Genomic DNA, 12438 nt, shown 5'->3' on the forward strand with positions numbered 1-12438 from the left:
TGAGTTTTACTTGATTTATTTTTATCTACTTGGCATTTAGAGAAAAACTCTGTCGCCTAGAGAAACAAGTTTTTTTTATTTACTGGCTGTATTTTTGTCTAAAAGAGGGAAAAAATCCACCTTTTGTCCAACTTCATATTTCCCTTTGTGATCCAATTTCCAGGTAGGCCTGGCATTGATATTCCCGGGGTTAACGGGGATAATCTTGTACCCTACCAATCCATTGAACTTTTCTTCATTGGGAACATAAATCTCTGACACCACCCATATGGTGGGTTCTTGAGGGATGATTAATTTTTTTTCTGGGGTACAAGAAAAAATCAGTGAAGAAAAGATGGTAAGGGATACTAGCTTAAAAAGAAAAACAAAAGAATCAGAAAACATTTCTAGGGCTTGGTTTTGCTTCATCTTTGATCTTCTTTTTTGGGTTTTAGTTATTAGGACATGAATTATTACACACTTTAAAGCCCCCCAATTACTTTTCGGGGCAGCTAAATCAAGTTTCAGAACTTTTTTCGATTTCATAGCTCCAATTACCATACCATCTATTCAGACTTTACTCTGAACAGAAAAGTATTCGAATTGAAAAATGAAAAGGCTGGAATGTAATTAGGTGGAGATTGGGTGATTACCTAAATACTAATCCTGAGATGGGAACCTTCACAGGAACCACTGCAAATTAAATACTATAAAATTCAAATTGTTTAAGATGAAGTAAAAAAAAAACCAGACTTATTAAGTCTGGCATTTTTGTTACCCAATCTATCTATCTATTTCTTACTCAAACCTTCTGATGAGGTAGAATTGACTATTTCGTATTTCTAACCGGGGCCGAACCAGCATTGTTTTCAATCTGGCCTCCCTCTCCTCCTCCGTCCTTCAAGTCATCGTTGTTGATGGACTTTCTTCTTCTAGGTCTTTGATCCATGCTCAATTTTCCTAAACGGTAGCTAAAGTTGACCTTGAAATTCATATTTCTAAGAGCAGAGGTACTGTTTTGAACAATTGTCGGAGTGATAATTTCGTTTCTGATGATAAATTCTTTGGCTAAGAAATTTTCTGCTCCGAATCCAATGGAACCTCTTTTCTCTTTCAACTGCTTGTTGAGGTTCAATCCATAGGCTGCAAATCCACCAGAGGATCCCTGAAGCTGTACCTGACGACCTCTTGCAAAAGTGAAGAGCTGTACCTGCCAATCTTTTGGAAGCGTATAGTTTCCAAACATTCTACCACTGATTACCCAGCCTTCATTTTTTGCTGCAAACTTTGGATCGGTAAGACCATTATCCAGCATAGCATAGTAGAGGTCCATTCCCCCGTTGAGAGAGAATTTGTTGTTGATGTTTACATTAAAGAATAAGTTGGTTCCCAGAGCCTGTTCCTGACCAATATTTTCGTAGGTAGTGAAGATTATTCCTGAAGGCTCAACCGTCCGGATTGGCTGAATAGATCCAGTCGTATTTCTGTAGAAACCGGTGAAGTTTAAGGTGGTACCCTTAATGAAAGTACTGTATCCCAATTCATAGTTGTCAGTCATCTCAGGCTCCAATTCCGGGTTACCTTGAGAAATCAACTGCGGGTTGGAAACGTCAATATTTGGATTCAAGAATCTCAAGGAAGGACGCTGAATTCTTCTGTTATAGGCAGCTTTGATCATATTGCCGTTTTTCAGCTTTCTGCTTGCATTTAAGCTTGGTACCAAAGTTCCGTAGGACGGAATCTCTGCTTCAAAATCTGTTTTGAAATCGGCGTTGATCGTAGTGTATTCATATCTGAGGCCGGTTTTCAAAGTGTAGTTTTTGAGTAAAGGGAAGGTATAAGATGCATAACCTGCAGTTACATTCTGATCATAGCTAAACTCATTGCTCAAGGTAGGGTCTTCCAACTCTACAAATTCACCGTTGGCACCAGTGGACTGGAAATAGGCGAAATCAGAGAATGCTCTTCTAAGGATATTTTTTGCTCCGTATTCCAAAATCTGATTTCCTTTTTGATCCAATGGAGTCACATAATCCAACTGGACGGTAAATTCCTGATTTCTACTTGGATTTGAGTTTCTCAATCTGGAAGCAATCTCTTCCATATCCTCCTCGAAAAGAGAATTGGTAAAGGAGTTTTCTCTTGAATTGGTAGAATACAAGGTAAGCAAACTCAATTCTCTGCCTTTTTTCTCGTAGGTTCTGACGTAGTTTACACTTACATCCACAGAGTTGGAGTTATCCAGCGTATTTGTCTCTCTCAGTTGACGGCTGATCAGCTGGTTATCGATAAAGGTGCTGGTCAAGAAGTCATTCTGCCAGTTTTTAGAATTTCTGATTCCGAAGTTCACAGAACCTGTCAAGAAATTATACTTGTCGATCTCGTAATCCACCCCAAAGTTGTATCGCCCGAAAATGTCTCTACGCTCAGTATTTGCCGTTTGAAGAGTGCTTCGAACAGTCCCGTTTGGATTGGTGGTCAATTGCTCGTTTTCAAACCTTCCCAAGATATTGTAGCCAGATCTGCCAAATCCTCCTAATGAAAATCCAAACTTTCCTTTTCTGGCGCTTCCCTGAAGACCCAAGTTGGATCCTCTTAAGCCGAAGCCGGAATTGATATTCAAGGTCATGCCTTGCAAGTTGTTTTTCTTGGTCACGATGTTAATCACACCGGAAGTACCTTCCGCATCAAATCGGGCCGAAGGAGAAGTGATTACCTCTACGGCTTTGATTTCATCGGCTGGAATCTGTCTCAAGGCATCCGCAATAGAAGACGCGGCAATCGCTGAAGGTCTATTATCGATCAATACCAGAATATTGGAGCTACCTCTCATGGAGACGTTCCCGTCCAAGTCAACAGATAGCATTGGCACTCTTCTCAACACATCAGTTGCATCACCACCGGCTGTAGTTTTGTCGTTTTCAGCCTTGTAGATAGTCCGATCTACTCGCTCTTCAATCAATTCGCGCTGTCCCTGAACAGTGACTTCTTCCAAAGCAACTCCTTCGTCGCTCATTCCGATTTCACCCAAGTTGATATCTGTTTCTAAGGAATTGACAGTGATCGATCTTTTGACTGTCTCATATCCTATGAAGGAAACTTGGAGTTCATAAGTCCCCAGATCAAATCCGGTGATGTAAAAAACGCCTTGTCCCCCTGCCACAGCACCTGCGATGCTTACTTCAGAGCCAGCCTTATATAAGGCTGCGGTAGCATAACCTACCGGCTCTCCTGTTTTGAGGTCTTTGGCTACACCAATGATTCTGGCAGGAGTGTTAGCCCCGCCTGCTTGTTGTTGGGCTGTTGAAAGGCTCGTTCCTACAAAGAAAAAAGCGAATACTAGATGGAGTAAATTTTTCATGGTCTTGTTTTCAAATCGGGCATTTGCCTATTGTTACCCCAAAATTGAAGGCATTGTTTCGCCTTTTAAAATGTAATAGACCACCTCCTGACATTCATCGACCAAACCTAGGCTCAAGGGGATAAAACCACCAAATGGATAGACAATGGGCATTCATCCCCATTATCCAAAGATTCATAGGGTTAATGTCCTGATTAGTAGATTTGATTTGAGACATAAAAGTAAAATGCCTTAGTTTGGATACTGAAAACCAATTCAATGGCAACTTTCACCCCCAAAAAGAATCTTTCGATCCTCGTCCATTTACTCGGCTGGATCATGCTCTGTGTGGTTTTGTTACTCCTCTCCCCTCTTTCCTGGAAAATGGGAGAAGTGTCTTTACCTTATCAGTTTTGGCTCAAGCAGATCTTTCTGATCGGTATCCTGATCACTATTTTTTATTCCAACTCCTCCATCTTGGTTCCCAATGTCCTTTTAAAAGGCAAAAACTACCTCTACCTGCTTATCATCATTCTGGGAGCGGTGCTCTTTTATGGACTGATCGTTTATTTTGAGCAGTTTACGGGCTATGGAAGAGCCATGCATCAAGTTTTCAATCCAGAAAAACCTTTCAATCCTGGCAGAAGGTGGTTGCCGGGAGACGTATTTCAACTCCTACTGTATGTGATTTCCATAGGATTAAGCACTTCAGTGGCTTTGGTGCAAAAATGGCAGAAAGACGATGCCCTAAGAAGAGAAATGGACCGTCAGCGAATCAATACGGAACTTTCCTATCTCAAAGCGCAAATCAATCCCCATTTCTTTTTCAACACCCTCAATAATATCTATGCACTCACCAATCTGGATGTAAGCAAAGCTCAGGAGGCACTTTTGAAGCTTTCCAGAATGATGCGCTACGTGTTGTATGAAAATCAAAAGAATGAAACGCTACTTTCCAAAGAGATCAAATTCATCGAGGATTACATCGAATTGATGAAAATGAGACTTTCTTCTAAAGTAAAACTCAATATCCAAATTGAAGAACCTAAGGAAGACTTGATCATAGCTCCCATGCTTTTGCTTCCATTCCTGGAGAATTGCTTCAAGCACGGAGTCAGCTCACAGCAGGAAAGTGAAATTTTGATCAAAGTGGAAATCATGGGAGACACGCTCTTCTTTGAAACCCGAAACCATATCTTTCCGGTAAACCAAGACAGTCCCGAAGCTCATGAAAACGGCATTGGCTTAACGAATACCAAACGAAGACTGGACTTGATCTATCCTGAAAAACATCGCCTAAAATTTGGTAAAGACGAATCCAAGCAAGAGTATTGGGTAAATCTGACCATCAACCTCGCATGAAAATCAAATGCATTGCCGTAGATGATGAGCCCCTGGCTTTGGAGCTCCTGTCCAAATTCATCGGACAGACCTCTTTTCTTGAGCTAATCGGCAAGTTTTCCAATGCCATTGAAGCTCTGGGATTTATCAACCAAAATGAGGTTCAGCTGATATTCATGGATATCCAGATGCCTGATCTTTCGGGAATGGAACTGGCAAGAATCCTCGATGGCAAAAAAAAATCCGATCAGACTCGAATTATCTTTTGCACGGCATATCATCAGTTTGCGATAGAAGGGTATAAAGTAGACGCCTTGGATTATCTTCTGAAGCCTTATAGCTATGAGGATTTTTTGGCTGCTGCCACCAAAGCCTACCAGTATTTCGAAAAACTCAAAGAAAATTCCAGTGCTACTGTCGCAAAGGAATCCTCCTCTCCTCAGGAATATATTTTTCTAAAAGTTGAATATCAACTCGTCAAAGTGATGCTGAAGGACATCACCCATGTAGAGGCCTACAAGGACTACGTGAAAGTTCACCTCAAGTCTAAACCCAATCCCCTTCTTTCTCTGACCAGTATGAAAAATATGGAGGAATTGCTTCCCTCAGATAAGTTCATGCGTGTTCATCGCTCCAATATCGTGTCATTGGATCATATTGATTCCGTCGCAAAAAACGTCATCCACATCGGCAATCATCAGATTTCTGTCGGGGACAATTACAAAGAGCCTTTTTTGGAATTTCTGAGCAAGTGGATTAATTGATTCAGTTTTCAGTAATCAGTTCAGTACGCAGTCTCAGAAGGAAGAGGCAAACTGGCCTACTGGAAACTGGCCTCTGATCACTATCTTTAGGTATGGACGATTCTCAAAGACTTTTTATGCGGGAGGCCATTCGCCTGGCTAAGGAAGGTGTGGTTTCCGGAAATGGAGGCCCTTTTGGATGTGTCATTGTCAAAGACGGCCAAATCATCGGGAAAGGCTCCAACATGGTTCTAAAAACCAACGACCCCACTGCTCATGCCGAAGTGGTGGCAATTCGGGATGCCTGCAAAAATTTGAATCATTTTCAATTGGAAGGTTGTGAGGTCTATACCTCCTGCGAACCCTGCCCCATGTGTTTGGGGGCTATTTTCTGGGCAAGACCTGCTAAAGTATTCTATGCCTGTACCAAGGAAGACGCAGCAAATGCAGGATTTGATGATGAGTTTATCTATCAGGAAATAGACGTGACCCCTGCAAATCGAAAGATTCCCATGAATTCCCTTCTTCGGGAAGAAAGCTTGGCAGCCTTTGAAATCTGGAAAGAAAAGGGAGATAAGACACTTTATTAAAGAAATTTAGGCTATTCTGGATTTTAAAAAGTAGCTTAAACACTTTAAACAAAGCCTTCAATCTTCGCCTATTTACCATGAATATTACCAATCGGGACATCAAATATCCCCTAATCTTTATTCTATTTTTCCTTTCAGGAAACCTATTTGGCCAAGAAACCCTAAAATCATCCTTCAATTATGGTAAAATTGTGGCTGTATTTGGAGGTTCGGTATCAGTCATCCCACCTAGTGACAGCGCGAAGATTTTATGGGAGGAAAGACTAGGACTGAAAATCACTAACTATAGAGTTCCTGGAGCAGGGTTTTCTTCTCTTCAAGGTAAATCATTACAAAAGCAGGTAGATGAAGCTGGAGTATTTGATATATATATCCTTTGGGCCTCCACCAACGATTACACCAACAAACGAGAAATCGGAAGCTACACAGACTATACTGAATTTGACGGATATGATAGCACCAAACTAACTAGTCAAGCTGGAGGAATAAACTATTGCATCAAAAAGATCTATGAGCTAAATCCTGAGGCTCAAATCTATTTTTTCACTTCCAGCAAAGCCTTCAATGATCGTGGCGCTTATGATCCTTCGATGCCTAATGGAATGGTCAAATACGTGGAAATACAAAAACAAATCTGTGAGCTTCATGGCATCCCCTATCTGGATCAATTTACTTTGGGGGGCTATAATGTGTACAACAAACATCTCTACTATGTAGACCCTATTCACATGAATGCGGAAGGTTATAAAAAACTGGGTGAGCTACAAGTAGCTTTTTTAGCATCTCCAAATTAAACAGGAGCAAAAAAAAGCGGATTTTCATCCGCTTTTTTCTTTTATCTCCTCCCCATTCCTGGAGGCATCATTCGGCCTAGCGCCTGCTTGGCACCGCCCATTTTGTTCATCTGTTTCATCAGCTTGCGCATATCGTCAAACTGCTTCATCAAATTATTTACCTCGGTAATGGATCGACCTGAACCATCCGCGATTCGTTTTCTTCGGCTTCCGTTGATCACGTCCGGATTCTGACGTTCAGCCGGAGTCATACTTCGGATGATCGCTTCAATGGGTTTGAAAGAGTCGTCATCGATGTCCAGACCTTTCAAAGCTTTCCCCATTCCTGGGATCATGCCCATCAGATCTTTGATATTTCCCATTTTCTTAACCTGCTCGAGTTGAGAAAGGAAGTCATCGAAATTGAAATTGTTTTGGCGGATTTTGGCATTGATTCGCTTAGCTTCATCCTCGTCAAATGCTTGCTGCGCACGCTCCACCAAGGAGATCACGTCACCCATGCCGAGAATTCGCTGCGCCATACGATCCGGATGGAACACATCCAGATTCTCCATTTTTTCCCCAGTGGAGATAAACTTGATCGGCTTATTCACCACATGGCGGATGGAAATCGCAGCACCGCCTCGGGTATCACCATCTAATTTGGTCAGGACAACTCCATCAAAATTCAATCTTTCATCGAAGGTCTTGGCAGTATTCACCGCATCCTGACCGGTCATGGAATCCACGACAAACAAAGTTTCGGAAGGATTAAGCGCCTTTTTCAATTGCTCAATTTCCTGCATCATTTGCTCATCGACTGCCAAACGACCCGCTGTATCGACAATTACGGTCTTCTTACCAGTCTTTTTCGCATGGGCAATCGCATTATTGGCGATTTGGAGGGCATTTTTATTTTCAGGTTCGGCATAGACCTCTACTCCGATCTGCTCTCCCAAGACTTTCAACTGGTCAATCGCAGCCGGACGGTAAATATCACAAGCAACTAAAAGGACTTGGCGGCCTTGTTTCTTTAAAAAGCTACCAAGTTTCCCTGTAAAGGTGGTTTTACCCGAACCTTGCAAACCAGAGATCAAAATAACAGCTGGATCTCCGCTTAATTTGATATCAACTTTGGATCCACCCATCAGCTTGGTCAGCTCCTCTTGGGTGATTTTGACTAAGAGCTGTCCAGGAGAAACAGAAATCAGGACATCCCGGCCCATGGCCTCTTCCTTGATTTTGTCAGTGACTTCCTTGGCGACTTTATAGTTCACGTCGGCATCGATCAAGGCTCTTCTAATCTCCTTGACGGTGGTAGCGACGTTGATTTCGGTGATTTTTCCGGTTCCTTTCAGGGTTTTGAAAGCCCGGTCCAGCTTCAAACTTAAATTATCAAACATGCTGCTTTTCGGCTATTTGGTGCAAAAGTAATGATTTTAGGCATTTGAGAAGGAAAATATGATGGAAATGAGAGGGAGATGGAAGACAGGAGACGGAAGACGGAAGTCCGATGTCTGTTGTCTGTTGTCAGTTGTCAGTTGTCAGGCTGAGCGAACTCAACTTTGTCAGACTGAGCGGAGTCGAAGCACAGAAGACGGGAGATGGAAGACGGGAGTCTGATGTCTGTTGTCAGTTGTTAGGCTGAGCGAACTCAACTTTGTCAAACTGAGCGGAGTCGAAGCACAGAAGACGGAAGACGGAAGTCCGATGTCTGGTGTCAGTTGTCCGATGTCCGATGTCAGGCTGAGCGGAGTCGAAGCCCATTTAGTCCACCGAGGATAGAAGACCGAAGCCTGTTGTCGATTGGCCCTGTCCGGTAGGCAGGCAGTCGAGGCCACCTCATCTGAAATCATGTTTGATCACCCGTGAGATTCACCCCAAAATCATTTCCTCTCATTCTTTCCGACGAATTCCCTAATTTGCAGGCTAAAATTTTGACCTCAAATTCATGAAGCTCAATTTTCAAAAAGACCTCCTACCGCATCTAATCGGAGTAGCACTTTTTTATGCCATCGTAGTCTTCTACTTCTCTCCAATGGTTTTTGATGGGAAAATCATTTTCCAGGGTGATATACTTCAGTGGGAAGGTTCAGCCAAGGAAGTCTTGGATTACCGCGATGCCACTGGAGAGCAGGCTCTTTGGACCAACCGGATGTTTGGGGGAATGCCGACTTATTTCATCAGTCTGGAATTCGCCGGTGATATCACCAATGCCCTGATTTCAGGTTTGACTTTGGGACTTCCACATCCCATAAATGGACTGTTTTTGGGAATGGTCAGCTTTTACATTTTGCTTTTGACCTTCGGAGTCCGGCCCGTTTTTGCCATGGGAGGAGCTGTGGCTTTTTCTTTCAATACTTACAATCTCCTTTCTCTGGCGGCAGGTCACAATGCTAAAATCTGGGCGGTCTGTCTGATTCCTTTGATTCTGGCTGGGATTCATTTGTCCTTTGAGCGAAAAAGAATCTTGGGCGCCTCTCTCTTAGGCTTGGGATTACTTTTACAACTCAAATTCAATCACCTCCAAATCACCTATTACACGCTGATAATTTCCGTGATTTATGTCTTGGTCAGATTGATTTTTGACTGGAAAAAAGAGGGCTTGCCGAGCCTGGTAAAAAGTATCGGATTTCTGGTCATAGGTGCCGCACTGGCGGTTGGTGGAAATCTGGGCCGCTTAGCGACTGCTTTGGAATATAGTCCCTACTCTACCCGGGGTAAGGCTACTTTGGAAACAGAATCTGCCGGATTAGACCGGGAATATGCCTTCGGCTGGTCCAATGGAATAATGGAAACTTTGACCTTGGTTGTCCCAGACTTTTACGGTGGGGGGAGCAGTACTCCACTCCCCAAAGGATCAGAATCCGAAAAAGTCTTGCGAGCACAGGGCATTGATCCTGCCCAAGTCAACGGCTTTGTGAAAGGAGCTCCAACTTATTGGGGCGATCAACCCTTTACCGGCGGGCCGATTTATGGAGGAGTGATCCTGGTTTTCCTGGCCATCCTGGGTTTTTGGGCTGCGCCAAAGGAAAGCTTGATCGCATTTGGCACCATTATCATTTTCTCCCTGATGCTGAGTTGGGGCAAAAACCTGGCTTGGTTTAATTACCTTCTCTTCGACATTCTCCCGGGCTATAATAAATTCCGAGCGGTCTCCATGGCATTAGGAATGACACTTTTTGCCATTCCTGTTTTGGGGATGATTTCTTTGGAAAGAGTCGCCCGACAAAAAGATCTCAAGCCTCTATTGATTTCAGGAGGCATAGTTGCTGGACTCACTTTGCTACTAGCCGTAGCCTCAGGAGCATTTTTCAGATTTGAAGGTGCTGGAGACGTAAACCTTCCAGACTGGCTTATCTCAGCCATAAAATCCGACCGAAAAGCAATGCTGTCTTCCTCTGCCTGGAAAAGCTTGGCCTTTGTGATTTTGGCATTCGGGCTGATTTATTTCTATTTGAAAGGAAAAATCTCCGACCTGATCTTGGGTACTGGGCTGGTAGTCCTGATCACCGTAGATGTCTGGACGATCAACCGAAGATACCTCAACGAAGAGTCCTTTCAGGGAAATCCTTCCCGGCAATTTTTCGCAGAAACCCCTGCTGATCAAAAAATAGCTCAGGACAAGGGATATTTTAGGGTGCTATCCTTGGCAGGATCCCTCACGGAAGATGGAAGAACCAGCTATCGATTCAATAGCTTAGGTGGGTACCATGGCGCTAAGCTCAGAAGATATCAGGACTTGATCGAAAACCAGCTTCAGCCAGAAATCAGAGAATTTGTAGGCAAAGCGCAGGAGGGAGAATTTGACTGGGAAGGAATCGGGGTGATCAATATGCTGAACACGAAATATTTCATGGCAGGTGCAGAAGCTAGTGCAGTTTTTGAAAATCCTGAAGCCAATGGCCCGGCTTGGGTTCCTACAGAGATCGTCTCTGTGACTTCTAATCAGGAAGAGATGGACCGGTTGGGAGAAATCAATACCAAAGCCGAAGCCACCCTGAACGTTCAAGAATTTGGGCAGATTCAGGCAGGGGCTGGACAGATTTCTTTGGTTTCCAACCAACCCAATTCCTTAAAATATCAAGCCGAAATGAGTAAAGGAGGCTTGGTGGTTTTTTCGGAAATTCACTATCCTGAAGGTTGGATAGCAACAATTGACGGTAAAGAAGCTCCGATTTTACGAACCAATTATCTTCTGAGAGGATTGGAAGTTCCTGCGGGTAGCCACGAAATTGTCTTTACCTTTGCTCCATCGAGCTTTTATTCCACCAAGACTGCAACCGTCATTTTCCAATACCTGATTGTATTGACCTTAATTGCGGGTATTGTGGTAACCTATAGAAAAGAAGATGAAGTCTGAAGAAAAAGACAAAGTCGTTAGTTTTTACGACCAGTTTTCCGAAAAGCAACAAAAAACCGGAATCAATTCCCGGCATTTGAGCATTTTGGACAAAGTCAAACTGGCTGGACTAAAGGATAGCCATAAAATCCTGGAAATTGGATGTGGCATAGGTACTGTCTCCCACCTTTTGGCAACACAGGTTTCGAAGGGGGAAGTGCTTGCAGTGGATATTTCTCCAGAAAGTATTGAAAAGGCAAAGAAACTTTGGAAGAAACAAGAAAATCTGAGCTTTGAAGTTTCGGATATGTCTGACTTTGAAAAGCCAAATGAGAAATTTGATTTCTTCGTTTTTCCTGATGTTTTGGAACATATCCCTACAGATCAGCATTTTCGCCTTTTTCAAAATATCCAAAAGCATGCTCACCAGGACTCGGTGATATTTATCCATATTCCAGCTCCGCGGTACCTTCAATGGATGATCGAAAATGAGCCTGCTAAACTTCAGGTAATAGATCAACCTTTGGACTCAGGGGATTTGATCAAGAACATCACAGCAAATGGTTTTTTCTTGGAAAAAATGGAGACCTACTCTCTCTTTTTTGAAGAGAATGACTACCAATATTTCATTTTCCGATCGGCAAAACCCTTGTCAAGCTCCACTCCGAAAAGTAAATGGAGTGTTTTGAAAGAAAGAATTAGAATCCGCCTGAAATATGGCTTAACCCAATAAAAATCATGAATATTCAGGCAAATGCAGTGGTAGGTTTGACCTACGAGCTTCAAGTCTCAAAGTTGGAAGACGAAATCGAGTCAGCGCCATTCAGTGTCGAAATCCGGGATGAAGAAGATCCCTTTTATTTTCTATTTGGGCAAAGTGGGCTTCCTGAAAAATTCGAAGAGCTTTTGCAGGGAAAAAAGGAAGGGGATGATTTCACCTTTACCCTTAGCGTGGAGGAAGCCTATGGAGAACCTGATGAAGACTTGGTTATCACCTTGCCTAAGGAGCAGTTTTCCAAAGAAAGGGGCTTTTCAGAAGATATGCTGGAAGAAGGCAACTTTCTCCCATTGATGGATGAAAACGGATACAGCATGCAAGCCAAGATTTTGAAAAACCTTGGAGATCAGCTTTTACTGGATTTCAATCATCCCTTGGTAGGCTTTGACCTTCATTTTGAAGGAAAAGTTCTAGAAGTACGAGAAGCGACCAAAGAAGAGCTTACCCACGGACATGTCCATGGAAAGCACGGAGAGCATGAATAAAAAGTGAATTAGCCTCAAAGAAAAAGCCACCTCAACAGACGTTGAGGTGGCTCTCTTTTTGAAAGCA

The 12438-nt window shown here is 43.0% G+C and carries 10 protein-coding genes; 7 read left to right on the forward strand and 3 right to left on the reverse strand.

The window, feature by feature from the left end; all coding sequences use genetic code 11:
• Positions 1–75 precede the first annotated feature (75 nt).
• Both G458_RS21930 and G458_RS0119465 read right to left on the reverse strand, forming a co-directional pair.
• The gene (locus tag G458_RS21930; protein ID WP_026953383.1) at positions 76–408 is read right to left on the reverse strand and encodes a hypothetical protein; all 333 of its coding nucleotides are present in this window, start codon (positions 406–408) and stop codon (positions 76–78) included.
• Between the two features lie 400 nt (positions 409–808).
• On the reverse strand, positions 809–3340 hold the full coding sequence (locus G458_RS0119465) for a TonB-dependent receptor domain-containing protein (protein WP_026953384.1): 2532 nt from the start codon (positions 3338–3340) through the stop codon (positions 809–811).
• 258 nt (positions 3341–3598) lie between these two features.
• Between G458_RS0119465 and G458_RS0119470 the strand changes: the two genes are divergently transcribed.
• The 4 genes from G458_RS0119470 (at position 3599) to G458_RS0119485 (ending at position 6787) form a co-directional block, all read left to right on the forward strand.
• Entirely contained in the window at positions 3599–4681 is a 1083-nt protein-coding gene (locus G458_RS0119470; protein ID WP_026953385.1) for a sensor histidine kinase, read from the forward strand.
• Positions 4678–5424 carry a LytR/AlgR family response regulator transcription factor gene (locus tag G458_RS0119475; RefSeq protein ID WP_026953386.1) on the forward strand — a complete coding sequence of 249 codons (747 nt, stop codon included), beginning with the start codon at positions 4678–4680 and terminating at the stop codon, positions 5422–5424. Before G458_RS0119470 ends, G458_RS0119475 begins: the two co-directional genes overlap by 4 nt.
• A gap of 92 nt (positions 5425–5516) precedes the next feature.
• A complete protein-coding gene (locus tag G458_RS0119480) occupies positions 5517–5993 on the forward strand; it encodes a nucleoside deaminase (protein ID WP_026953387.1) in 477 nt (158 codons plus the stop codon).
• Positions 5994–6070: 77 nt separating this feature from the next.
• The gene (locus G458_RS0119485; RefSeq protein WP_026953388.1) at positions 6071–6787 is read left to right on the forward strand and encodes an SGNH/GDSL hydrolase family protein; all 717 of its coding nucleotides are present in this window, start codon (positions 6071–6073) and stop codon (positions 6785–6787) included.
• A 41-nt stretch (positions 6788–6828) separates the two neighbouring features.
• On the opposite strand, the gene ffh is transcribed toward G458_RS0119485, so the two are convergent.
• The gene (ffh, locus tag G458_RS0119490; protein WP_026953389.1) at positions 6829–8169 is read right to left on the reverse strand and encodes a signal recognition particle protein; all 1341 of its coding nucleotides are present in this window, start codon (positions 8167–8169) and stop codon (positions 6829–6831) included.
• Between the two features lie 548 nt (positions 8170–8717).
• On the opposite strand from ffh, the gene G458_RS0119495 reads away from it, so the two are divergent.
• Genes G458_RS0119495 through G458_RS0119505 form a run of 3 tightly spaced genes read left to right on the forward strand, consistent with a single transcriptional unit; the run spans position 8718 to position 12371 of the window.
• Positions 8718–11129, forward strand: a complete 2412-nt coding sequence (locus G458_RS0119495; RefSeq protein WP_026953390.1) for a YfhO family protein — start codon at positions 8718–8720, stop codon at positions 11127–11129.
• A complete protein-coding gene (locus tag G458_RS0119500) occupies positions 11119–11841 on the forward strand; it encodes a class I SAM-dependent methyltransferase (protein WP_035468548.1) in 723 nt (240 codons plus the stop codon). The genes G458_RS0119495 and G458_RS0119500 overlap by 11 nt, the downstream gene beginning before the upstream one ends.
• 5 nt (positions 11842–11846) lie before the next feature.
• Positions 11847–12371 (forward strand): FKBP-type peptidyl-prolyl cis-trans isomerase, encoded by a 525-nt coding sequence (locus G458_RS0119505; RefSeq protein WP_026953392.1) that lies wholly within the window; start codon positions 11847–11849, stop codon positions 12369–12371.
• Positions 12372–12438 lie beyond the last annotated feature (67 nt).

Source organism: Algoriphagus mannitolivorans DSM 15301 (assembly GCF_000429425.1).
GTDB lineage: Bacteria > Bacteroidota > Bacteroidia > Cytophagales > Cyclobacteriaceae > Algoriphagus > Algoriphagus mannitolivorans.

What these genes read in the sequence shown, in the direction of transcription:
- G458_RS0119485 (WP_026953388.1), top strand. Translation starts at nt 6,071, where the DNA reads ATGAATATTACCAATCGGGACATCAAATATCCCCTAATCTTTATTCTA.
- G458_RS0119465 (WP_026953384.1), bottom strand. Translation starts at nt 3,340, where the DNA reads ATGAAAAATTTACTCCATCTAGTATTCGCTTTTTTCTTTGTAGGAACG.
- G458_RS0119505 (WP_026953392.1), top strand. Translation starts at nt 11,847, where the DNA reads ATGAATATTCAGGCAAATGCAGTGGTAGGTTTGACCTACGAGCTTCAA.
- G458_RS0119480 (WP_026953387.1), top strand. Translation starts at nt 5,517, where the DNA reads ATGGACGATTCTCAAAGACTTTTTATGCGGGAGGCCATTCGCCTGGCT.
- G458_RS0119500 (WP_035468548.1), top strand. Translation starts at nt 11,119, where the DNA reads ATGAAGTCTGAAGAAAAAGACAAAGTCGTTAGTTTTTACGACCAGTTT.
- G458_RS0119495 (WP_026953390.1), top strand. Translation starts at nt 8,718, where the DNA reads ATGAAGCTCAATTTTCAAAAAGACCTCCTACCGCATCTAATCGGAGTA.
- G458_RS21930 (WP_026953383.1), bottom strand. Translation starts at nt 408, where the DNA reads ATGAAGCAAAACCAAGCCCTAGAAATGTTTTCTGATTCTTTTGTTTTT.
- ffh (WP_026953389.1), bottom strand. Translation starts at nt 8,169, where the DNA reads ATGTTTGATAATTTAAGTTTGAAGCTGGACCGGGCTTTCAAAACCCTG.
- G458_RS0119470 (WP_026953385.1), top strand. Translation starts at nt 3,599, where the DNA reads ATGGCAACTTTCACCCCCAAAAAGAATCTTTCGATCCTCGTCCATTTA.
- G458_RS0119475 (WP_026953386.1), top strand. Translation starts at nt 4,678, where the DNA reads ATGAAAATCAAATGCATTGCCGTAGATGATGAGCCCCTGGCTTTGGAG.